Genomic DNA, 22,769 nt, shown 5'->3' with positions numbered 1-22,769 from the left:
ATGCATCAGGACAATAAGAATCCACGACTGGCAGTCTTGATAGATGCTGACAACACGTTCAAAGTCATTCCTATCATTGATGAACTGTTTGAAGAAATGTCCAAATTCGGCGACATCAGTGTCAGGCGTATTTATGCCGACTGGACTTCTGACCACGTCAAACAGTGGAAGCCGGTATTACCCAAACACGCTATCCAGCCGATACAGCAATACGCCAATACCAAAGGCAAAAATGCCACCGATAGCGCCCTGATCATTGATGCCATGGACTTGCTCTATACCGCCCCACTCGATGGTTTCTGTATCGTCTCCAGCGATAGCGACTTTACGCGGCTGGCGATACGCTTGCGCGAAGCCGGCAAATTTGTGTATGGTTTCGGCGAGAATAAAACGCCGGAATCATTAAGAGCCGCCTGTAACCAGTTTGTGTATTTTGAGATACTGCTGCAGGAGAAAAGCGTAGAGGAATCTTCTGCGCCAGTGGAAGCCACGACCAAACCCAAGCCGGATGACGAGCAAATCACGCTGGTCCCGATTGGCAAAAAAACCAAACAACAATTAGCGAACGATGCCAAATTGGTTTCACTGATCCGCTCAGCGATTGAAGGATTATCTGACGAAAGCGGTTTTGCCGCCATGGGCGCGGTGAAAAACCACATCGTCAAAAACTTTTCCGCCTTCGACTCACGCAATTACGGTTATACCAAATTCAGTGAACTGGTCAACGCCATCGGCTTGTTTGAATTAGACGACCAAAAACAGAAATTACGCGACAAACGAAAAAAATGACTGAAATCCTGATTCTTTATTATTCCCAGGGCGGCGCTGTCAAAGAGATGGCGCAACTGATCGCACGCGGTGTGGAAAGCGTGCAGGGCGCCAACGCAAGGCTGCGTACCGTGCCAAAAATCTCCGCCAACCACGAAGCGACAGAGCCGGATATCCCGGCTGCGGGCGCGCCTTATGCCACTTTGCAGGACCTGGAAGAATGTGCCGGACTGGCTTTGGGCAGCCCTACCCGTTTTGGCAATATGGCTGCACCGATGAAATATTTTCTGGATGGCAGCACCAGCCTGTGGCTGAAAGGCGCGTTGATCGGCAAACCGGCAGCGGTGTTCACTTCCACCGGGTCCATGCATGGCGGTAACGAAATAACACTGATGACCATGATGATCCCCTTGATGCATCACGGCATGCTGATGGTGGGCCTGCCGTACTCGGAACCGCAACTGGGCACGACCAAAACTGGCGGCACGCCGTATGGCGCCAGCCATATTGGCGGCGCGAAAGATGACCAGCCGATATCAGACGATGAAAAAAAATTATGCATGGCGTTAGGGAAACGCCTGGCCGAAACCGCACTCAAATTGCAATAACTGTTTACTGAGGAAAACTCGTATGTCCGCCGCTCTCACCCGCGAAGCCCGCCAATTTCTATTCGCCACACGCCATGCCGTGTTGTCCACCTACTCGATGAAATATCCAGGCTATCCGTTTGGCGCCATCGCGCCGTTTGTGTGTAACCAGCAAGCCGAGCCTGTGATCCTGGTCAACGCCAATGCCGAACATGCAAAAAATATGCATGAAAATGCCAAAGTCTCATTGCTGGTATTCTCTGAAGCAGGCAACCAGCAGGCGCAACTGACATTGATAGGGGAAGCGCTGCCCTGTGAAAAAAATGACGCGGATTTCCGTGCCCGTTACCTGCGTTATTTTCCCGATGCAGTGACTTATTATGACCTGGATGAATTCCATCTCTACCGTATCCGGGTGGAACATGTGCGCTTTATTGCCGGGCTTGGCCGGGTGGACTGGTTTGAGGGCGACAGCCTGAATGAAGATTTAGCAGCCAGCATGCTGGCTGCACAGGAAGCAGGCATCGTTACACATATGAATGATGACCATATCAACAGCATGCTGGAATACTGCCAGCATATTCACGGCATCACCGCCGACCAGGCCGAAATGACCGGGTTGGATGCCGAAGGTTTTGACGTCAAATATACGCAAGGCGAAGAAAACTACGGCCAGTTACGCTTTCAGTTTGAGCACCCGGTGTTAAACGCGATGGATGCCCGCAAAGCCCTGGTCGCGCTCGCACAAGCCTGCCGATCATGATAGCGACGATTTTGAAACGGAGTCGCCTGGCTGCCAGTATCAGCCTGCTGGGTTTGATCCTGTTATGCCTGGGCTGGGAGATTTTCTGGTCACCCCTGCGCAGTGGTGGCAGTTTGCTGTTTTTAAAAACCCTGCCTTTGCTGGCACCATTATTCGGCATTTTGCGCGGCAAACGCTATACCTACCAATGGGCTGGCATGCTGATCCTGCTTTACTTTACCGAAGGCGTGGTCAGGGCCTGGTCTGAATCTGGCGTCACGCGTGCACTGGCATGGACGGAAATCGTATTGAGCCTGGTTTTCTTTGCCAGCGTGGTGGCATATGCCAAATATACCGGAAAGCGTTACCAGGTTGCCTGATGCTGCCATTTGGCAATCGCTGATCCGAATCTGAATACCCTAAATTCTTTCATGTACCGGCATAAACAAGCGCACTAAACCTTATATAATATCCGGCATGAAAATCCTGTTATCCAACGACGATGGCTACCTGGCTCCAGGCCTGGCTGCCCTGGCACAACACCTGAGTAAAATTGCCGATATTACGGTGGTCGCGCCAGAACGCAACCGCAGCGGCGCCAGTAATTCCCTCACGCTGGATAGACCCTTGAGTGTCAAACAGGCCGCCAATGGCTTTTTTTATGTGAACGGCACCCCCACCGACTGTGTACATATTGCCCTGACGGGGTTGATGCAGGAAATGCCGGATATGGTGATCAGTGGCATTAATGACGGTGCCAATATGGGTGATGACACCATTTACTCTGGCACGGTAGCGGCAGCGACTGAAGGTTATCTGCTGGGCATCCCCTCTTTTGCCGTTTCGATGTCGCAGCATGCGCCAAGCCACTTTGAAACTGCTGCCAAGGTGATGGTAGATCTGGTCCAGCGTTTTAACCGCAGTGAAATCCTTGAGCCTACCCTATTAAATGTCAACGTGCCAGATGTCCCAATGCAAGAGATCAAAGGCCAGAAAATCACCCGCCTGGGCAAGCGCCACAAAGCTGAACCGGTGATTCAACTTAAAACCCCGCGTGGCGAGACCGTGTATTGGGTCGGCGCGGCTGGTCAGCCGAATGACGGCGGCGAAGGCACTGATTTCCATGCAGTTTCACAAGGGTTTGTGTCGATCTCACCCATACAGGTTGACCTGACCAAACACTCCCAAATCAACACCATGCAACAATGGTTACAAGCCAAGAATTAAGCACCATGGCAATTCCGAGAACAACCAATAAAACCGGCATAGGCATGACCTCTTCGCGCACGCGGGAGCGCATGCTTACGCGTTTGCGCGAGCAAGGCATACAGGACGAAGTCGTTATCAATGTCATGGCCGAGATTCCGCGCCATATCTTTGTCGATGAAGCACTGTCTATCCGTGCCTATGAAGATGTTTCTTTGCCGATAGGCTATGGCCAGACCATTTCGCAGCCCTATATCGTGGCGAAAATGACGCAGATTCTGCGCAATGGCAAACAGCTGAACAAGGTGCTGGAAATCGGCACCGGCTGTGGTTACCAGACCGCCGTGTTATCGCGCGTGAGTAATGAAGTATTTTCGCTGGAGCGTATCCGGCCACTGGTCATGAAAGCCAGGACTCATTTGCGGGCATTGAAGTGTACCAATGTAAAACTTGACCACGCAGATGGCAGCATAGGCCTGAAAGATTACGGCCCGTTTGATGCCATCATGGTCACGGCAGCCTCCAGCCATGTGCCGCAAGAGCTGGTGGACCAGTTGGCTGTGGGTGGCCGCATGGTGATCCCGGTCGGCACCTCGGAACAGGTGTTGCACCTGATTGAAAGGACCGCGCAAGGCGTACAGAAAACCGCCCTGGAACCGGTCAAATTTGTACCATTATTAGGGGGAACCGCTTTATCATGAGATTACGCTCGCTGCTGATCACCGCATTCACTGCCACGACTTTGGCAGCGTGTGCGCTTAACTCCCCCATGCCGCGCGCACCGGTGAGCAGCGCCTCCAAAACCCCAGAAAACAAAACAGCGGCCCCAGTCTCAGTCGGCGCTAACCAGTATCTGGTGCAAAAAGGCGATAACCTGTTCAATATCGGCAGGAAATTCGGCATCCCTCACCTGAAACTCGCTGAAATCAACCAGTTGCAAGCGCCTTACGAGATTCATGTCGGCCAGGTATTGAATATTAAAGCGCCAGCAGCTGTGGCAAACAATAAAGCCAATGATACATCCGGCGCAGACGACGCTGAAGTCGTGACTTCCGCCATCACGCGTCCTGAACTTGCGCCTGCTGGTGAAACTGCCAATTCAACTGTAACCAGCCCTGGCACTGCAACAGATGGTACAAAACCAGCGGCTGAAGGACAGGATATTGAAGCTGTTGCCGATAGTGATATTCAATGGCAATGGCCAGTTTCCGGCAAAGTCAGTGCCGGGTTTGACCCGCAACTGAATAAAGGTTTGAATATCACAGGCGCCGCCGGGCAAGCAATTAACGCTGCCGCTGCTGGAAAAGTCATATACAGTGGCATGGATGTGCGCGGTTATGGCAAGCTGATCATCATCAAGCACAACAGTAATTTGCTGTCTGTATATGCGCACCAGGGAAACTCCCTGGTCAAAGAAGGTGTCTTTGTGACACAAGGTGAAAAACTGGCGATACTGCCCGCCGCAAGCAATAACAAACCACCCACGTTGCATTTTGAGATTCGGCAAAAAGGCAAACCGGTTGACCCGGTCAGCTACTTGCCTGGCAGCCCAGGTACCAACTCAAGCGCGGCAGGCAGCAACAGCAATAGCTAACTTTACGACGGCGGATGTAGTATCCGCTTGATAGTAGAGGTGTATCAAACGGTCAATCGCACAGTGTGCAGGATGTTTGGGAAAGGAATTGCTGTATGGATCCTGATCAATTCAACAAGAATCGCGACATTCGCCCGGATGGTGCCTGGCAGGTATTGCAGGCCATCATCACCGTCGCCCTCATTATCTGCGGACTGATAGGCATTGCCGTCCACATGTTTGGCTCCGGTATCACGCCCTATGACTGGTGGTATTGGCTGACCGCCTCGCCGCTCAATAGCGCGATCGCGGTGCTGGCGATTGTGGTGATCATAGTTTTCCACCGTTACAACTCTCATATCAGCAACCAGAAGCGGCGTTACGCCAGCAACCTGCCAGTCTATTTCATGATGCTGGTGGGCGTGTATTTCATCTATCGCTTGCTGACCACCGGGCACTGGTAAACGGTAGCATCAGCCATGCGCTGGCATGACTGACCCCCTAAGTTATAAGGCAGACTTGGTTATCAAGCAGACTTGGCCATAGCCCCTGACACCATGCCTTCTGGAACCAGATCATCTGCAGCAAGACCAGAGCGATTGATACCACTGATGATCGCCTGGATGGAGGCAGTCACAATATCCGGGTGTATGCCTACGCCGTAATACACTTTACCGCCGCAAACAACCTCAACAAAAGCACACGCCGACGCCTCCCCAGCCGAAGCACTGGCGCCGATAGAGCGTTCCTCGAAACTACGCACCTGGGCAAATACACCTATCCCTTGCAGTGCATGAATCGCGGCATCTACCGGTCCATTGCCCTGCCCGCTCAGTATCGTCGACACGCCATTGACATCCACGGTCAGCCGGATGGCCTGGCCGCCTTCTTGCGATTGCAGTTGATACTCATGAAAACTCAGCGATGAGGCGGGTTCGGTATAAGTGCGGTTAAACAGTTGCCAGATATCCTTCGCCGTCACCTCACTGCCATGCGTATCCGTGTATTGCTGCACGACACCGGAAAACTCCACTTGCAGGCGACGCGGCATCACCACGCCATACTGGCTTTCCATCAGGTAGGCGACGCCGCCTTTGCCGGACTGGCTGTTGACGCGAATGATAGAGTCATAACTACGGCCCAGGTCTTTAGGATCAATCGGCAGGTAAGGCACATTCCAGCGCGCATCTTCCTGCTGGCTGGCGAAGCCTTTTTTGATCGCATCCTGGTGTGAGCCGGAAAACGCCGTAAATACCAGGTCACCGGCATATGGATGGCGCGGGTGAATATCAATCTGCGTACACTCTTCGACCGTACGCCCTACCGCATTCATATCCGAGAAATCCAGGCCAGGATGCACGCCTTGCGTATACATATTCAGGGCGACCGTGACCAGATCGACATTGCCGGTACGCTCGCCATGCCCGAACAGGCAACCTTCTACCCGGTCAGCACCCGCCATGATACCAAGCTCAGTCGCGGCCACTGCCGTACCCCTGTCATTATGCGGGTGCAGGCTCAGGATCACGCTGTCACGTCGCGCAAGGTGACGGTGCATCCACTCAATCTGGTCTGCATAAATATTGGGGGTGGCGACCTCCACTGTCGCCGGGCAATTGATGATCACCTGGCGATCAGGCGTCGCGCCCCAAGCCTCTGTCACCGCATCACAGACTTCTTTAGCAAACTCAAGCTCAGTCGCAGTAAAGGTTTCCGGGCTGTATTGCAGAATCACCTCTGTTTCTGGCATATCGGCCGCCATCGCTTTGACCAGTTTGACAGAGTCAACCGCCATCGCTTTCACTTCAGCTTTGCTCATGTTGAACACCACTTCGCGAAAAGTCGGCGAAATCGCATTGTAAATATGCACGATCACACGTCGCGCACCGCGCACCGACTCCATGGTGCGGCGAATCAGGTGCTCACGCGCCTGCGTCAGCACTTCTATCGTCACATCTTCAGGAATATGGTTTTGCTCGATCAATGAACGGACAAAATTGAAATCCGTTTGCGAGGCAGAAGGGAAAGCTACTTCAATTTCTTTAAAGCCGATCTGGCACAGCATATTGAACATACGCATCTTCTTGTCCGCATCCATAGGCTCGAACAGCGATTGATTACCATCACGCAGATCGGTACTCATCCACACCGGCGGCTTGGTGATCACGGCACTTGGCCACTGGCGGTCCTTGAGTTGCACAGCAGGAAACGGCTGATATTTTTGTGAAGGTTGTGCGTGCATGTTGTCATTCCTGAATAGTGATTCGATAGAAGACATGATAGTGATTTTATAAAAAATATTATTGCTTATTTTGTTTAAAATAGCTTAATATTGAAATTCAATTTCAATTTATAAATAATAAATGTAATATTATTTCAATTTAAAATCTAATGCGCAAAAAAAATGAAACTAGACCGTTTTGATAAGCTTATTCTGGATATCCTGCAAACAGATGGACACATCAGTAACCAGGAACTCGCTGAGCGCATAGGACTCTCTCCTGCCCCTTGTTTGCGCCGCGTAAAAGCACTGGAACTGGCAGGCCTGATTAGCGGCTACCAGGCCTTGGTCGATGCCAAAAAACTGGGATTGAGCCTGATGGCGTTAATCGGTATTTCTATGGACCAGCATACGCCGGAGCGATTCGCCAATTTTGAAGCGAGTATCGTCAATGTGCCGGAAGTGCTGGAATGTTTGTTGATTACCGGGCAGCAATCAGATTACTTATTGAAAGTGGTGGTGAAGGATATGGATGACTACCAGCATTTATTACTGCACAAGATTACCAGGATCGCTGGGGTGACTGGTGTGCATACCAGCTTTGTCTTGCGCAATGTGATTGCACGTGCCAGATTGCCTATCGTGTAAAAAACAAAAGGCCATGCAATGCATGGCCTTTTATACACGCATTATTTAAGCCTTGTTTTTCTTCGCATCTTCTTCAGCATAATGCTTGCGGATCTGTGTCATGTCATAGTCACGCGCCCATTTGATGATCTCTTCCAAAGCGGGGGCACCAATCTCGCCCACTTGCGCATTGATCCCTGCACGCTCGCGAATCACCAGCAGGCCCGGGATCTGTTTCACATCAAAATATTCGGAGATTTCCGGGTCGGCTTCCGTATTGACCATACCAAACACGATGTCTGTATGCTTGGCAGCGGCGGCTTCAAAGGTTGGTGTGAATGCCACACATGGATCACACCACGGCGCCCAGAAATCTACGATAACAAAATCATTGCTTTCAATGGTTTCTTTAAAATTCGCTTTAGTCAGCGTTAATACTGCCATGATATTTCCTGTTCCAATGGATTAATTTTTGTGTCGTTATTGTAGCAGAGGATACGACTGCTATTACCAACCCGCAGACCAAACTATACCTCCGGCGCTCTCTCTGCGCTATGTCACATAAAGCGGCAACACTTGAATAACATTTCACCTGAGGTATGATGAAGCCAGGAAGTGAGGACAACCCCACCGCTCCATTTGCTCCAGGGACGACCCTGATTTAACCTGAAAGGAATGTAGTATGGCTTGGTTTATTCTTGTGATTGCAGGATTGTTTGAGGTGGGTTGGGCGATTGGCTTGAAGTATACCGATGGTTTCAGCAAATTATGGCCTACCGTAGGCACCGTGTTAGCCATGGTCATCAGCCTGGGTTTGCTGGGGTTAGCGATGAAAACCCTACCTGTAGGCACGGCCTATGCCATCTGGGTAGGCGTTGGCGCCATAGGCACCGTGATATTAGGCATGATATTGTTTGGTGAACCGGCAACGCCATTGCGTATAGGCAGCCTGGTGTTGATTGTGGCAGGCATTATTGGCCTTAAAATAGCAGCCCTGGTTTAATCTTTCCAGGGCATTTCAAACGAAGTGGGTGCAGCCGCGGCCACTTCATTGAGAATCTAAACCCTTTACCATAAAGATAAGGATGACAGATGATACTTTACGTCGATGCCGACTATCTCTCGCCCTACGCCATGTCGGCTTTTGTCGCGCTGCGTGAAAAAGGCCTCACCTTTGAACTGCGTCTGTTAGATCTGCAACAATCCGAACAGTCCGCACCCGCCTACGCCGAGATTTCAAGCACGCAACGGGTGCCCGCCATCGTCGATGATGACTTCAGCCTGTCCGAATCTTCCGCAATCAGTGAATATATTGATGAATGCTATATCGGCCCTAAACTGTATCCCATCGACCTGTTAGCGAGAGCGCGCGCAAGAGCATTGCAGGCCTGGCTAAGGAGTGACTTGCTCCCTATCCGCGAAGAACGCTCGACAGAAGTCGTGTTCCTGAGCCGCTCACCACAGCCATTATCAGCAAAAGCACAGGCGGCGGCCAACAAGCTGTTTCACGCAGCAGCGCAGTTATTGCAACCTGGCCAGCTACATTTGTTTGAACAATGGTCTATTGCCGATACCGACCTGGCACTCATGATTAACCGCCTGGTATTGGCCGGCGACCCCGTGCCTGAATACCTGGCCGATTACGCGACGTTACAGTGGCAACGCGCCAGCGTGCAGGATTGGGTCAACCTGCCCAGAAAAATCACGTAATCTATGGACATAAAAAAGTGCGATAGGCCATTAGCCATCGCACTTTTACATTAGCGCTGCAAATACATTCGTGCAGTGAAACTTGGCTACACTACACGCTTGCTGATAAGGCTATCCCAATTTAGATAATTGGATTTTCCCAAGCGCCATCAAAAAACAACTCACCCAGTGGCTGACGATTACGCGCGGCCAGTTCCCGTTCCTTCACATCGTCAGGCAAGGCCTCTACTGCAGCCTGGTAACCGACAGTCACCATAGGCAAAATCTGGAAGCGTTCCGGCACTTTAAACGTGGCGCGCGCTTTATCGGCATCAAAGCCCCCCATCTGGTGCGCCATCAAGCCTAATGCAGTGGCCTGCAAACACAAGTTTTCTGTTGCAGCACCGGTGTCATAAGGAGCCCATTTGTTTGGTTTGCCATTCGCCCTGAATACGGTGTCTGCGCAAATCAGCAGCAATACCGGCGCATTGACCGCCCAGCCCTGGTTACCTGGCACCAGGCAATCAAAGGCCGCTTGCCAGGCCTGCATATTATCGGCCTTGTTACACACCACATAACGCCACGGTTCATCCCCAAAACAGGAAGGTGCCCAACGGGCGGCCTCTAACAGGCTGATGACTTGCTCTTTGGCCACCGGCTTGCTGGCATCATAGGCTCGGCCGCTCCAGCGGTTGGCGATGACTTCATGAACAGGTTGTTGGGTGATTGCTGGTTTTTGTATGGTCATAAATCCTCACGATTGTTTTCTAAAGTCTCACAGTTGTTTTTTTAAAGCATAGAGCAGTTCTAAAGCCTGCTTGGGCGTTAAGTCGTCTGGTTGTATGCTTTCCAATGCTGCGACCACCGCATGCAGTGGCGGTTCCTCAGGTTCAGCATTGGCGGCAAACAAATCATTTTGCGGTGTGGTGGCCATGCTCTGGTTTTCCAGTTGCTGCAACTTGCGCTTGGCCAGTTGCACCACTGATCTTGGGATACCAGCCAGTTGTGCCACCTGTATGCCGTAGCTCATGGTTGCAGCGCCCTCTTCTACCTTATGCAGGAACACAATACCCTGACCATGTTCAACCGCGTCCAGATGCACATTGGCCGCGTGTTTGGCTTCATCGACGATGCGCGTCAGCTCAAAATAATGTGTGGCAAACAAGGTCAGTGATTTGTTTTTTTCCAGCAATTGCTTGGCGACAGCCCAGGCCAGGCTCAGGCCATCAAAAGTACTGGTACCACGGCCAATCTCATCCAGCAACACCAGGCTATTGGCGCTGGCATTATTCAAGATGTTGGCGGTTTCAGTCATTTCCACCATAAAAGTAGAGCGACCGCCGGCCAGGTCATCCGACGCGCCTATGCGGGTGAAGATGCGGTCAATCTCTCCAATGACTGCCGTCTGTGCCGGCACAAAGCTGCCACAATAAGCCAGCAGTACAATCAGTGCAGTCTGGCGCATAAAGGTAGATTTACCGCCCATGTTAGGGCCGGTGATCAGCAACAACTGGCGATAAGGATTCAGCACCACATCATTTGCCACATAAGGCTGGGCGATGCTCTCTACCACCGGATGGCGACCTAGCTGGATATCTAGGCCAATATCGGCACGGAATTGCGGTTGTACATAATTCAACGCCCGCGCGCGCTCGGCAAAACAGGCGAGTACATCCAGGGTGGCGACTGCGGTGGCAATCCGTTGCAAGGCCGTGATATGCGGCAACATGGCATCCAGCACCTGTTCATACAGCATTTTTTCACGCGCAAGTGCCCGCTCGTTGGCGCTGAGCACCTTATCCTCAAACGTCTTGAGTTCCGGCGTGATAAAGCGCTCCACATTTTTCAATGTCTGGCGGCGACGGTATTCTGCTGGCGCACTCTCCGCCTGCAAACGGCTGATCTCGATATAAAAGCCATGCACGCTGTTATATTCGACCTTGAGGTTGGCAATGCCGGTCCTGGCCTTTTCTGCCGCTTCAAACTGCAATAAAAAGTCGCCGTGGTCAGTTTGCAAAGCACGTAGCTCATCCAGCTCTGCATCATAGCCGTTGGCAATCACGCCGCCTTCACGCAGGATGGCTGAAGGCTCGGCCTGAATCGCTTGTGCCAATAACTGTAAAGCGTCCGACGGGATCTGCAACTCCGCCAACAGGCCGAGAAATAAACTGGATTGCACATGCGGCAATGCCTGGGTGAGGGATGGCAATTGCAACAAACTATCACGCAGGCCGGACAAATCACGTGGCCGCGCACTTCGGAGTGCCACGCGCGCAGTCATGCGTTCAATATCACCGATAGGATGCAAAGCCTGCTGCAAGACGCTCTCTAAAGATTGCGCCAATAACTCAGCCACCGCCAAATGGCGCTGCTGGATCACATGCTGGTTGCGCAAAGGATGGTGCAACCAGTGCCGCAACAAACGTGCGCCCATCGCCGTTTGCGTTGAATTCAACAAAGAATATAAAGTGGGGCTAGACTCACCGCGAATGGTGGTGTCTATTTCCAGATTGCGGCGGGTGGCAGCATCCAGTTGCAGATAATGGTTAGTCTGTTCTACCCGTAAACCGGTGATATGCGGCAATGCCGTGCGCTGGGTATGCTTGACGTAATCCAGCAAAGCACCTGCCGCGGCCACCGCTACCGGCATCTCGCCACAACCAAACCCGGCCAGGTCATGCGTATTAAACTGTTGGGAAAGACTACGTTGCGCTGATTCCTGATCAAACTGCCAGGGCGCCAGCCGCTTCTTCGCACAACGCGCCTGCTGCAACACCTCTGACACATGATCATCACCCGTGATCAATTCGGCAGGATGAATACGTTCCAGCTCCTGTGACAAATGACCGGGCGCAATCTCGCTCAATACAAATTCACCGGAAGCAAGATTCAGGCGTGCCAGCCCCAGCACGCCATCGCCTTTGGCAATACAGAGCAAAGTATTGTCGCGGGTTTCATCCAGCAGCGCTGCATCCGTCAAAGTGCCAGGCGTTAAAATGCGCGTCACTTCACGCGCCACCGGCCCCTTGGAAGTCGCCGGATCACCCACCTGCTCGCAAATGGCGACCGCCTCCCCCATTTTTGCCAGCTTGGCCAGATACTGCTCGGCAGCATGATAGGGCAACCCTGCCATTTTAATCGGCTCGCCATTACTGGCGCCGCGGCGGGTGAGCGTGATCCCTAACAACCGTGACGCTTTTTCGGCATCTTCAAAAAACAGTTCGTAAAAATCGCCCATGCGGTAAAACAGCAGCATGTCTGGATACTGTGCTTTAAGCGCCAGGTATTGACGCATCATTGGGGTGTGGTTTTCGAAGGCCATGCGGGAGGATAGATTTATAAAGATGATGAGTATAAAAAGCTGTTGTATCTTACAACAAAAGCGGCATTTTTCAGTGGGAGATTGCTTGAATAACTTTTAGCAGGATATTCGCCGTAGCAGATCATTATTCAGGCGCTGGCGGTCAAGGTATTGGCTTGATTCGAATAGAGAACGATTGTTGCATTTCCTGCGAAGTTCTAAATGGTATTTCTTTGGATAGTTCTGTGCTCTATTTCACCATTTTCTTTCGCCTCTAGGCGAGTGACTTTTCTTTGCTTGCCCAAAGAATAAGTCACCAAAAGAAAAGGCACCCTAGCTTCCGCTTGTTTCCTCCGTTGCTCGCCAAAATAAGCGGTCACGAAACTCAACCTGGTAGCTCACACAAACCGTGAGCTACTGCGGGATTCGGACAGTCGCTCCCTTCCTCCTTATTTTGCCTGCGCTACTCGGCGCGTCAGATAGGGGCCCGGTTAAAACCACCACGATGAGATGTTGGTTAAACGTATAGCACTCAGGGCGCTAAGTGACTTTTTTATAAGACCTAAAGCAAATGACCAACAAACTACTTTGTTGGTCATTTTGTCCGTTTGCTTTGTTCTATTTCAATGGTTGTACGGGACGCAATGTAAGAAATCTCACTTAAGTAACCGCGTGGTGCTTTTCACGGGCCCCTATCTGACGCGCCGAGTAGCGCAGTCAGCGTGGGAGTTGTCGGCCAGCGCTTGTTTGAGCTCCGCGGTGGCTTGCGTTCTTTGCAAGCCGCTAGGGCGAGTTCCGCTGGACGCCCACGTTGACGAGCAACGCAGGAAATAAGCGGAAGCTAGGGTGCCCTTTCTTTTGGTGACTTATTCTTTGGGCAAGCAAAGAAAAGTCACTCGCCGAGTGGCGAAAAGCATCCGTCCAACAGAGGAACAATAGCAAACTACTCCCCTACAGGCGATAAGCAACCGTGAAATCATCTAAAGAATTACCGTTTAAAACTTCACCGCAAATGCATACTTCGCGCATACGCCACCCACAAAAAAACCCGGCTATCACTACCCGGTTTTTTTCCCAACACTGACCAGACCTACGCCTCTAACGTCGGCGTCTTAATCCGCTCCGTCAAATGCGGTGCAATCACCTGCAACATCTGCCCGAACACCTTCGGGTTCGCCGCCACAATATTCCCGGTCCGTAACCAGCTCTCATTACCTTCAAAGTCACCAATGATGCCGCCTGCTTCCTGCACTAACAACGCACCGGCAGCGATATCCCAAGGTGACAAATTGATTTCAAAGAATCCATCCGAGAAGCCTGCCGCAACATAAGCCAGGTCAAGTGCCGCTGACCCTGGACGGCGCAAACCAGAGGTTTTCTTCGCCATGTCACGGAAAATATTGATGTAGGTTTCAAGGTAGCTGAAATCCTTGAACGGAAAACCGGTAGAGATCAGGCTTTCTTGCAAACGGGTGCGTTGCGTGACGCGGATACGGCGATTATTCAAGAATGCACCGCTGCCCCTGGTGGCTGTGAACAGGTCATTGCGTACCGGGTCATAGATCACCGCTTGTGTGAGTACGCCTTTTTCCTGCAAGGCAATCGAGATACAGTACGCCGGGAATCCATGCAAAAAGTTGGTGGTGCCATCCAGTGGATCAATGATCCAGATGCTTTCTGCTTCAGCATTGGATTTACCGCTTTCTTCCCCCAAAAAGCCGTGTTTTGGATAGGCATCTTTCAAGATATCGATGATCGCTTGTTCAGCACCGCGGTCGACTTCGCTGACAAAGTCGTTAGTATCCTTTTGCTCGATTTTTAAGGCGCCAATATCCTGGGCGGCACGGTTAATGATTTTGCCTGCTTCACGCGCGGCGCGAATGGCGACATTTAGGGTAGGATGCATGCTGTATTTGGGAGGATCAACTGATAAAATAGCATTTTAACGTTTTATCATGCGTTCACAAAATGAATTGCAGTTTAAATTGAATAAGTGATTCATTAAGTACGCGCCAGTTCTATCACCTCAACCAGCCAGGCCATGACTATCCACTTCAATAATATCCGCGTTGTACTCTGCCAGACCAGCCATCCCGGCAACATTGGCTCCACTGCCCGCGCCATGAAAACCATGGGGCTGGACCGTCTTTACCTGGTCAGGCCCAAGCACTTCCCTGATCCTGAGGCAACGTCACTCGCTGTGAATGCCGCGGGTGTACTTGAGGAGGCAGTGGTCACACAAACACTGGAAGAAGCACTGGCTGACTGCCAGTTTGTGATCGGGGTCAGCGGTAAAGAGCGCTCACTGTCACAGCAGGTGATGACTGTGCGTGAAGCGGCGCAAGTAGTGAAAACGACTTCTGAACATAGCCAGGTGGCTTTGGTATTTGGGACTGAGATGAGCGGGCTGAGTAATGCCGAGGCTGATCTCTGCCATGTATTAGCCACTATTCCGGCTAACCCGGAATACACTTCACTGAACCTGGCACAAGCGGTGCAAATCATGAGTTATGAAGTGCGTATGGCGGTGACCACTGGTGAACTGCACTACCAGGAAAAACCATCTGAGCTGGCGACGCAAGATGACCTGGAACGCTTTTATGAGCATATGCGTGAGGTGCTGGAACATATAGGTTATATCAACCCACGCGCACCGAAAAAGCTGTTTGAGCGCCTGCGCCGTTTATATGGCCGCACCCGGCTGGAAAAAGAAGAAGTGAATTTGCTGCGTGGGATACTGACATTATCGGTGAACCCTAAAAAGCATAATAAGTATTAAGCATGACAAGTTGAGAACAACCCCATCGAAAGTTGCTCGCTGCCAAAAGTTGCCTTTGCGGCTGTCGCAACAACTTATGGCATAATGCGCGCATGTTTGATCACCTCAAAGAAGATATCTCAATTGTGTTCGACCGCGATCCGGCGGCACGTACACACTTTGAAATCCTCACTACCTATCCTGGCGTACACGCACTCATTCTCCACCGGGTTAGCCACTGGTTATGGACGCACCGTTTGTACTGGCTAGGCCGTTTGCTTTCTCATTTCGGGCGCTGGATCACTGGTATTGAAATCCACCCCGGTGCGGTGATTGGTCATCGCGTCTTTATCGATCATGGCATGGGCGTGGTGATTGGCGAAACAGCCATTATTGGTGATGACTGTACTTTGTATCACGGTGTCACGCTTGGCGGGACAAGCTGGAATAAAGGCAAACGTCACCCTACGCTGGAAACCGGCGTGGTGATAGGTGCGGGCGCCAAAGTGTTAGGCCCAATCACCATAGGTAAAAATGCCAAAATCGGCTCGAATGCGGTGGTGGTGAAAGATGTGCCTGAGGGCGCGACCGCTGTCGGCATCCCTGCCCGCATCCTCGAAGAAGAAAAGAATAAACAACGGCAAAGCGCTGCGCAAAAAATGGGTTTCAGTGCCTATGCGGTGGGCAATGATGAAAATGATCCCATGATCAATGCCATCAACAGCTTGCTCGACCATGCGCATAAGCAGGAAACCGATATTGCGGAACTAAAAGCGCAGTTAGCCAAGCTCAGTGACGCTGAAACCGAGTCTGGCGTCGGTGAAGCGTTCGCCAAAAAACCGGAATAAGAACCGTTCTCAACACCAATATCTATGCGGCATTCAGCCCCTTTTAAGCATTGAACTTTTCGCCCATAATAATTGACTAAATTAGTAGGTTATTATACAATTTCAGTCTGTTTTAAAAGGTGTTACATAGATGCGATTAACCACTAAAGGACGTTTTGCAGTCACAGCCATGCTGGACATAGCGCTTTATGAGGCTGACAAACCGATCACATTGGCTGGTATCAGTGAACGTCAAAGCATTTCCCTTTCTTACCTGGAGCAGCTGTTCAGCAGGTTGCGCAAGCAAGGCCTGGTTTCCAGTGTACGTGGGCCTGGTGGCGGTTACCGAATTGCCAAGGCACATGCCGAAATTTCAGTCTCTGACATTATCACCGCGGTGGATGAGCAGATTGATGCTACTCAATGTGGCGGCAATGAAGACTGTCATGATGAGGGCCGTTGCATGACGCATGAGTTATGGGCATCACTGAATGGCAAAATCCTTGATTATTTGTCTGGCGTGAGTTTGGCTGACATGGTTGAAATGCAAAAGAAAAAAGGCGCTGGCACAGTGCATTTTTCACCGCGCAAATGTAACTCTGACGCTACGCTTGCAGCTTAAGGCTGATTAAATTCGCATGAATACGGTTTACTTTGACCATAACAGCACCACCGCTTTAAAACCTCAGGTTTTGCAAGCAATGCTGCCCTGGTTAACTGAAACGACCGGTAACGCAACTAGCCGCCATGTATATGGGCGCAATGCGCGCGATGCCGTTGAATCGGCCAGAAAACAAATTGCTGCCTGCCTTGGTGTGCAAGCGTCGCAAGTGGTGTTTACCTCTGGTGGTACTGAAGCGAATAACTTCGCTGTTAAAGGCATCACTGCCAATCTGGCGCCTGCGCAATTACTGGTCAGTGCCATCGAGCATCCTTGTGTATCGCGCCCTGCGCAATCGCTAGCCTGGCATTCTTGGCAGGTGCAAACGATACAAGTAGATGCCCAAGGTGTGATTGACCTGGCAGATGCCGAGCAAAAGTTAAGCACGCGCACCGGCCTGGTTTCAGCCATGCTGGCAAATAATGAAACCGGTGCCATACAGCCCATTGCAGAATTGGCAGCACTGGCCAAAGCCCACGGTGCCTTATGTCATACCGATGCAGTACAGGCGTTTGGCAAGTTAGCAGTAGATTTTAATGCACTTGGCGTCAACGCCATGACGATTTCCAGCCACAAAATAGGCGGGCCGGTGGGTGTAGGTGCCCTGATACTGGATAAGCGTGTGGATATTGCACCGCTGTTACATGGCGGTGGCCAGGAACGCGGCCTGCGTAGCGGCACCGAAAACGTCGCAGGCATTGTCGGGTTTGCTGAAGCCTGCAAGCTGGCAGCCCAGACATTGAAATCGCGTAGCGAGGCCCAATCTAAGTTACGTGCGCAGCTTGAAGTCGGCTTGCAAACGCTGGGTGTTACTTTATTTGGCCAGCAGGCCAACAGGCTGCCAAATACCAGTTTTTTTGCTATCCCCAATATTGAAGGGGAAACACTGGTAACCGCGCTGGACAAAGCCGGTTTTGCTGTAGCAAGTGGCTCAGCGTGTTCCAGCGACAGCACAGAGCCCAGCCATGTGTTACTGGCGATGGGTGTCGAACCCGATCTGGCACGTGGCGCAGTGCGCGTCAGTGTCAGTGACAGCAATACTGAAGTTGAAATACAAGGATTTTTGAAAGCGTTGCAGCAGGAAGTAAAACGCTTAAAAGGATTAAGTGCCGTTGCGGTATAAGATTTTTATTGAAAGAGCTGAAACATGTCTGATAGAAAGCCGATTTACCTGGATTACTCTGCGACCACACCGGTAGACCCGCGTGTTGCGCAAAAAATGATCCCTTTTTTGACTGAAGATTATGGCAATCCTGCTTCACGCAGCCATCCATACGGTTGGACTGCTGAAAAAGCAGTTGAGGACGCACGTGAAGAAGTGGCCAAACTGGTGAATGCCGATCCACGTGAAATCGTGTGGACCTCAGGTGCGACAGAATCGAACAACCTGGCCATTAAAGGTGCGGCGCACTTTTATGCAGAGGGCAAAGGCAAGCACATCATCACGGCGGCAACTGAACATAAAGCTGTGCTGGACACCTTCCGCGAATTAGAACGCGAAGGTTACGAAGCGACTTATCTGCAACCAGAAGCAGATGGCCTGATTAATATCGAGACCTTCAAGGCAGCCATTCGCCCGGATACCGTGCTGGCTTCCATCATGCTGGTCAACAACGAAATCGGTGTCATTCAGGATATTGAAGCACTGGGCAATATTTGCCGTGAAAACAATGTGATTTTTCATGTGGATGCGGCACAAGCGACCGGTAAAGTCGTAATCGACCTGGAAAAACTGCCAGTCGATTTAATGAGCTTCTCAGCGCATAAAACCTACGGCCCTAAAGGCGTTGGTGCATTGTATGTGCGTCGTAAACCACGTATCCGCATCGAGGCGCAAATGCACGGTGGCGGCCATGAGCGCGGCATGCGTTCCGGCACACTGGCCACACACCAGATCGCGGGCATGGGCGAAGCCTTCCGCATCGCACGTGAAGAAATGGCAAGTGAGAATGAACGTATCCGCATCTTGCGTGACCGCTTGCTTCACGGCCTGCTGGATATCGAAGAAACTTATGTAAACGGCGACCTGGATCATCGCGTGCCGCATAACCTGAACGTCAGCTTCAACTTTGTTGAAGGTGAATCACTGATTATGGCGATTAAAGGCATTGCAGTTTCTTCCGGCTCTGCATGTACTTCAGCCAGCCTGGAACCAAGCTATGTACTGCGCGCACTGGGCCGTTCAGATGAACTGGCACACAGCTCTATCCGTTTCAGCATTGGCCGTTTTACCACTGAAGCCGATGTGGATTACACGATAGACCTGCTGAAAAGCAAGATCGACAAGTTGCGTGAACTCTCTCCATTGTGGGAGATGTTTAAAGACGGCATTGATCTGTCCAAAGTAGAATGGGCAGAGCATTAAAAATTGATCTTTGACCGCCTGGTGGCGTAGTCGGATAGCTTGTTTAGAAAAACTAAACGGCGCTACCCTCTGCCTTGCCAGACAGTCAAATCTTCAATTTTTTAAAGAATGGAAGTTTAACTAAAAATTAAAAGGCGAAACAAAATCAAGGCGGTGAGGCGCAGACAGTATGTTTAGTACGGCAAACCGATCCAACGCAGAGTTTGTGAAGCATTTTAATTTTCGAGGAGTATAGAGATGGCATATAGCGATAAAGTTTTGGACCACTACGAAAATCCACGTAACGTTGGTTCCCTGGATAAAAATGATCCTACAGTAGGCACCGGCATGGTGGGCGCGCCTGCTTGTGGTGACGTGATGAAACTGCAAATCAAGGTCAACACAGCTGGCGTGATTGAAGATGCCAAGTTCAAGACTTATGGTTGCGGCTCAGCGATTGCTTCTAGCTCACTGGTCACAGAATGGCTAAAAGGCAAGACGCTGGACCAGGCGCAGGAAATCAAGAATTCAGCGATTGCTGAAGAATTGGCCCTGCCGCCAGTGAAGATCCACTGCTCTGTACTGGCAGAAGATGCGATTAAATCTGCCATTGCTGACCTGAAATCCAAACAAGGCAAATAAGATGGCGATTACCCTGACAGAAACTGCGGCTCAACGCGTAGAGAAATTCCTGGCCAACCGTGGCAAAGGGATTGGTCTGCGCCTGGGCGTGAAAACCACCGGCTGTTCCGGCATGGCTTACACGCTGGAATTTGTCGATGACATGCAACCTGAAGACAGCATGTTTGAAAGCTATGGGGTGAAAGTGATTGTAGACCCGAAAAGCCTGGTGTATATCGATGGTACCGAGCTGGATTTCACCAAAGAAGGCTTAAACGAAGGGTTCAAGTTTAACAACCCGAATGTGAAAGATGAGTGTGGCTGCGGCGAGTCATTCACGGTTTAGGCCGGAGAATGATTTGCTTCAACCACCTTACTCACTCTGGTTGACCGTTAGGTAGATTTTGCATCCTCTTTTTTGTTTTTGCTGCTAACCATGCAAAATTATTTCGCCTTATTTCAGCTCCCGCAGCAGTTCAATATTGAACCAGCAACGCTGGATGCTAATTACCGCACCTTGCTGGCTGAAGTGCATCCGGATAAATTTGTGAATGCCTCACCGGCTGCGCGCATGCAGTCCATGCAACAAGCCACACTGGCAAATGAGGCTTACCGAACGCTTAAACAGCCGACCGCGCGGGCGAGATACCTATTACAGCTCGCTGGCGTCGCCACCGACGAAGAGAACAATACCGCCATGCCTGCTGATTTCCTGATGGCGCAGATGGAATGGCGTGAAGCGATGGATGATGCCAGATCTGCCAAAGATATCGCCGCGCTGGATGCACTGCTGAAAGAAATGAAGTCACAGGCCGCTGCCTTGCAACAGCAAGTGGCAGATGAAATCACCCAGGCACCTGCCGAAGCAGCCAAGACAGTCCGCAAACTGCAGTTTATTGATAAAGTGAGCGAAGATGTGAATGCATTGATCGCTCAGTTGGAAGATTAAGTTTCATGGCGTTATTACAGATTTCAGAACCAGGCATGTCCCCTGCCCCACACCAGCACAAACTGGCTGTGGGTATTGATCTAGGTACCACCAACTCGCTGGTGGCGACGGTACGCAGTGGCATGAGCACAGTATTACATGATGAACATGGCCATGCTTTGCTGCCTTCCGTGGTGCGTTATCTGGCGGATGCCGTGATTGTCGGCCATGAGGCGCAAGCAGCGCAAAGCCTGGACCCGGTCAATACCATCGTCTCTGTCAAACGCTTTATGGGACGTGCCTTAAACGATATCACCGACCGTGCGCATATTCCCTATCACTTTGTCGAAAATGCAACGTCTGAAGGCATACTGGAACTGAAAACCCGCGCTGGCCTTAAAAGCCCGGTCGAAATCTCCGCTGACATATTGAAAACATTAAAAATCCGCGCCGAGAAAGCGCTGGGTGGTGAACTCACCGGCGTGGTTGTGACCGTGCCTGCCTATTTTGACGATGCCCAACGCCAGGCCACCAAAGATGCCGCTAGGCTAGCTGGCCTGAACGTATTGCGCTTATTGAATGAGCCAACCGCCGCCGCAGTCGCCTATGGCCTGGATAATGCCGCTGAAGGTATTTATGTGATTTATGACCTGGGCGGTGGCACCTTTGATATCTCGATCCTGCGCCTGAGCAAAGGCATCTTTGAAGTATTGGCGACCAATGGTGATTCCGCACTCGGCGGCGATGATTTCGATCACCGCATCTATTGCTGGGTACTGGACCAGGTGCGCAGTAAAACGACAGATTTCAAGCCACTGACTGAAGCCGACACGCGCTTGCTGTTGACCAAATCACGCCAGGCAAAAGAATGGCTGACCGATAACCATGAAGCGAATATCTTGTGCAAACTCAGCAATGGCGCACTGGTGGATGAAACGCTGACAGTAAACCAATTTATCAGCTTGACCGAAAACCTGGTCAGCAAGACTTTAAGCCCAACCCGCAAAGCCATGCGCGATGCTGGTTTGAGTATGGAAGAAATCAACGGAGTCGTGCTGGTAGGTGGTGCGACGCGTATGCCGCATATCCGCCATGCGGTGCAGGCGTTCTTCCAGCAGGAACCGCTGACCAACCTGGACCCTGACAAAGTGGTCGCACTGGGCGCTGCCATTCAGGCCAATGTGCTGGCTGGTAATCGTAGTGACGAAGATTTATTGCTACTGGATGTCACCCCCTTGTCATTGGGCCTGGAAACCATGGGTGGGCTGGTAGAAAAAGTCATTCCTCGTAACTCGACTTTACCGATTGCACGTGCGCAGGATTTCACCACCTATAAAGATGGCCAGACTGCGATGGCGATACAAGTGGTACAAGGCGAACGTGAACTGGTAGCCGACTGTCGATCGCTGGCCCGCTTTGAGTTGCGTGGCATTCCGGCCATGGCCGCGGGCGCTGCACGTATCCGGGTGACCTTTCAAGTCGATGCTGACGGCCTGCTTTCCGTGAGTGCACGCGAGCAAGCCAGCGGTGTAGAAGCCAATATCACCGTCAAGCCATCTTATGGCCTGAACGAAGACCAGATCACCAGCATGCTGAAAGATTCATTTGGTGCGGCCGAAAGTGACAAAGCAGCGCGTATGCTGCGTGAAGCGACGGTCGATGCGCAACGCCTGATCGAAGCGATTCAGGCTGCCCTGGCTGAAGACGGCGCGACCTTACTCGAACAAGACGAACGTGACACCATACAAGCGCACCTGGACGCCTTGCACACCTTGTGCCAGGGCACGGATAGCCTGGCCATTAAACAAGGCACTGAAGCATTGAACCATGCGACAGAAAACTTTGCTGCCAAACGCATGGATGTGTCTGTACAAAAAGCCCTCGCGGGTAAAAACCTGGACTCTTTGGAACTGTAA

The 22,769-nt window shown here is 51.3% G+C and carries 25 protein-coding genes; 20 read left to right on the top strand and 5 right to left on the bottom strand.

Annotated features, from left to right (window positions below; genetic code table 11):
• From ACTS9Y_RS11715 to ACTS9Y_RS11680, 8 genes are all read left to right on the top strand, one after another.
• A complete protein-coding gene (locus tag ACTS9Y_RS11715; protein WP_442586107.1) occupies positions 1 to 789 on the top strand; it encodes an NYN domain-containing protein in 789 nt (262 codons plus the stop codon).
• Positions 786 to 1,376 (top strand): NAD(P)H:quinone oxidoreductase, encoded by a 591-nt coding sequence (gene wrbA / locus ACTS9Y_RS11710; RefSeq protein WP_442586106.1) that lies wholly within the window; start codon positions 786 to 788, stop codon positions 1,374 to 1,376. The genes ACTS9Y_RS11715 and wrbA overlap by 4 nt, the downstream gene beginning before the upstream one ends.
• Before the next feature lie 22 nt (positions 1,377 to 1,398).
• Positions 1,399 to 2,118 (top strand): HugZ family pyridoxamine 5'-phosphate oxidase, encoded by a 720-nt coding sequence (locus tag ACTS9Y_RS11705; RefSeq protein WP_442586105.1) that lies wholly within the window; start codon positions 1,399 to 1,401, stop codon positions 2,116 to 2,118.
• Positions 2,115 to 2,477 carry a DUF2069 domain-containing protein gene (locus ACTS9Y_RS11700; protein ID WP_442586104.1) on the top strand — a complete coding sequence of 121 codons (363 nt, stop codon included), beginning with the start codon at positions 2,115 to 2,117 and terminating at the stop codon, positions 2,475 to 2,477. Before ACTS9Y_RS11705 ends, ACTS9Y_RS11700 begins: the two co-directional genes overlap by 4 nt.
• 97 nt (positions 2,478 to 2,574) lie before the next feature.
• Positions 2,575 to 3,324 (top strand): 5'/3'-nucleotidase SurE, encoded by a 750-nt coding sequence (surE, locus tag ACTS9Y_RS11695; protein ID WP_442586103.1) that lies wholly within the window; start codon positions 2,575 to 2,577, stop codon positions 3,322 to 3,324.
• 5 nt (positions 3,325 to 3,329) lie between these two features.
• Positions 3,330 to 4,004, top strand: a complete 675-nt coding sequence (locus tag ACTS9Y_RS11690) for a protein-L-isoaspartate(D-aspartate) O-methyltransferase (RefSeq protein WP_442586102.1) — start codon at positions 3,330 to 3,332, stop codon at positions 4,002 to 4,004.
• Positions 4,001 to 4,897, top strand: coding sequence for a peptidoglycan DD-metalloendopeptidase family protein (locus ACTS9Y_RS11685; protein ID WP_442586101.1), 897 nt, complete (start codon positions 4,001 to 4,003; stop codon positions 4,895 to 4,897). Before ACTS9Y_RS11690 ends, ACTS9Y_RS11685 begins: the two co-directional genes overlap by 4 nt.
• A 95-nt stretch (positions 4,898 to 4,992) precedes the next feature.
• Positions 4,993 to 5,340 carry a hypothetical protein gene (locus tag ACTS9Y_RS11680; RefSeq protein WP_442586100.1) on the top strand — a complete coding sequence of 116 codons (348 nt, stop codon included), beginning with the start codon at positions 4,993 to 4,995 and terminating at the stop codon, positions 5,338 to 5,340.
• Between the two features lie 62 nt (positions 5,341 to 5,402).
• Here ACTS9Y_RS11680 and leuA read toward each other — a convergent pair whose 3' ends face one another.
• A complete protein-coding gene (leuA, locus tag ACTS9Y_RS11675; RefSeq protein WP_442586099.1) occupies positions 5,403 to 7,118 on the bottom strand; it encodes a 2-isopropylmalate synthase in 1,716 nt (571 codons plus the stop codon).
• A 162-nt stretch (positions 7,119 to 7,280) separates the two neighbouring features.
• On the opposite strand from leuA, the gene ACTS9Y_RS11670 reads away from it, so the two are divergent.
• Positions 7,281 to 7,745 carry an Lrp/AsnC family transcriptional regulator gene (locus tag ACTS9Y_RS11670; protein ID WP_442586098.1) on the top strand — a complete coding sequence of 155 codons (465 nt, stop codon included), beginning with the start codon at positions 7,281 to 7,283 and terminating at the stop codon, positions 7,743 to 7,745.
• 45 nt (positions 7,746 to 7,790) lie between these two features.
• Here the strand turns inward: ACTS9Y_RS11670 and ACTS9Y_RS11665 are convergent, their stop codons facing one another.
• Positions 7,791 to 8,168, bottom strand: a complete 378-nt coding sequence (locus tag ACTS9Y_RS11665; protein WP_442586097.1) for a thioredoxin family protein — start codon at positions 8,166 to 8,168, stop codon at positions 7,791 to 7,793.
• 238 nt (positions 8,169 to 8,406) lie between these two features.
• Here ACTS9Y_RS11665 and sugE point away from each other — a divergent pair, with 238 nt between their 5' ends.
• A complete protein-coding gene (gene sugE, locus ACTS9Y_RS11660) occupies positions 8,407 to 8,727 on the top strand; it encodes a quaternary ammonium compound efflux SMR transporter SugE (RefSeq protein ID WP_442586096.1) in 321 nt (106 codons plus the stop codon).
• A gap of 89 nt (positions 8,728 to 8,816) precedes the next feature.
• Positions 8,817 to 9,434 (top strand): glutathione transferase, encoded by a 618-nt coding sequence (gene yfcF / locus ACTS9Y_RS11655; protein WP_442586095.1) that lies wholly within the window; start codon positions 8,817 to 8,819, stop codon positions 9,432 to 9,434.
• A 121-nt stretch (positions 9,435 to 9,555) separates the two neighbouring features.
• On the opposite strand, the gene ACTS9Y_RS11650 is transcribed toward yfcF, so the two are convergent.
• From ACTS9Y_RS11650 to ACTS9Y_RS11640, 3 genes are all read right to left on the bottom strand, one after another.
• Complete coding sequence (locus ACTS9Y_RS11650) at positions 9,556 to 10,155, bottom strand: nitroreductase family protein (RefSeq protein ID WP_442586946.1); 600 nt, start codon at positions 10,153 to 10,155, stop codon at positions 9,556 to 9,558.
• Between the two features lie 33 nt (positions 10,156 to 10,188).
• The gene (gene mutS / locus ACTS9Y_RS11645; protein WP_442586094.1) at positions 10,189 to 12,711 is read right to left on the bottom strand and encodes a DNA mismatch repair protein MutS; all 2,523 of its coding nucleotides are present in this window, start codon (positions 12,709 to 12,711) and stop codon (positions 10,189 to 10,191) included.
• Between the two features lie 1,093 nt (positions 12,712 to 13,804).
• The gene (locus tag ACTS9Y_RS11640) at positions 13,805 to 14,620 is read right to left on the bottom strand and encodes an inositol monophosphatase family protein (RefSeq protein WP_442586093.1); all 816 of its coding nucleotides are present in this window, start codon (positions 14,618 to 14,620) and stop codon (positions 13,805 to 13,807) included.
• A gap of 135 nt (positions 14,621 to 14,755) precedes the next feature.
• Here ACTS9Y_RS11640 and ACTS9Y_RS11635 point away from each other — a divergent pair, with 135 nt between their 5' ends.
• The 9 genes from ACTS9Y_RS11635 to hscA all read left to right on the top strand — a co-directional run bounded on the left by ACTS9Y_RS11635 (position 14,756) and on the right by hscA (position 22,769).
• Positions 14,756 to 15,493 (top strand): RNA methyltransferase, encoded by a 738-nt coding sequence (locus ACTS9Y_RS11635; RefSeq protein WP_442586092.1) that lies wholly within the window; start codon positions 14,756 to 14,758, stop codon positions 15,491 to 15,493.
• A gap of 92 nt (positions 15,494 to 15,585) precedes the next feature.
• On the top strand, positions 15,586 to 16,320 hold the full coding sequence (gene cysE, locus ACTS9Y_RS11630) for a serine O-acetyltransferase (RefSeq protein ID WP_442586091.1): 735 nt from the start codon (positions 15,586 to 15,588) through the stop codon (positions 16,318 to 16,320).
• 130 nt (positions 16,321 to 16,450) lie between these two features.
• On the top strand, positions 16,451 to 16,921 hold the full coding sequence (locus ACTS9Y_RS11625; RefSeq protein WP_442586090.1) for an Rrf2 family transcriptional regulator: 471 nt from the start codon (positions 16,451 to 16,453) through the stop codon (positions 16,919 to 16,921).
• 16 nt (positions 16,922 to 16,937) lie between these two features.
• Entirely contained in the window at positions 16,938 to 18,083 is a 1,146-nt protein-coding gene (locus ACTS9Y_RS11620; RefSeq protein ID WP_442586089.1) for a cysteine desulfurase family protein, read from the top strand.
• A gap of 24 nt (positions 18,084 to 18,107) precedes the next feature.
• The gene (locus ACTS9Y_RS11615) at positions 18,108 to 19,325 is read left to right on the top strand and encodes an IscS subfamily cysteine desulfurase (protein ID WP_442586088.1); all 1,218 of its coding nucleotides are present in this window, start codon (positions 18,108 to 18,110) and stop codon (positions 19,323 to 19,325) included.
• Between the two features lie 237 nt (positions 19,326 to 19,562).
• Positions 19,563 to 19,946 carry a Fe-S cluster assembly scaffold IscU gene (gene iscU / locus ACTS9Y_RS11610; protein ID WP_379055018.1) on the top strand — a complete coding sequence of 128 codons (384 nt, stop codon included), beginning with the start codon at positions 19,563 to 19,565 and terminating at the stop codon, positions 19,944 to 19,946.
• Position 19,947: 1 nt separating this feature from the next.
• Positions 19,948 to 20,271 (top strand): iron-sulfur cluster assembly protein IscA, encoded by a 324-nt coding sequence (gene iscA / locus ACTS9Y_RS11605; RefSeq protein ID WP_379055016.1) that lies wholly within the window; start codon positions 19,948 to 19,950, stop codon positions 20,269 to 20,271.
• A gap of 90 nt (positions 20,272 to 20,361) precedes the next feature.
• Entirely contained in the window at positions 20,362 to 20,874 is a 513-nt protein-coding gene (hscB, locus tag ACTS9Y_RS11600) for a Fe-S protein assembly co-chaperone HscB (RefSeq protein ID WP_442586087.1), read from the top strand.
• 5 nt (positions 20,875 to 20,879) lie between these two features.
• On the top strand, positions 20,880 to 22,769 hold the full coding sequence (gene hscA / locus ACTS9Y_RS11595; protein WP_442586086.1) for a Fe-S protein assembly chaperone HscA: 1,890 nt from the start codon (positions 20,880 to 20,882) through the stop codon (positions 22,767 to 22,769).

Source organism: Methylophilus sp. (genome assembly GCF_052173275.1).
Taxonomy (GTDB): Bacteria; Pseudomonadota; Gammaproteobacteria; order Burkholderiales; family Methylophilaceae; genus Methylophilus.
Note: the sequence above shows the minus strand (reverse complement) of the source record. Positions and strands in the feature narration are given on the sequence as shown.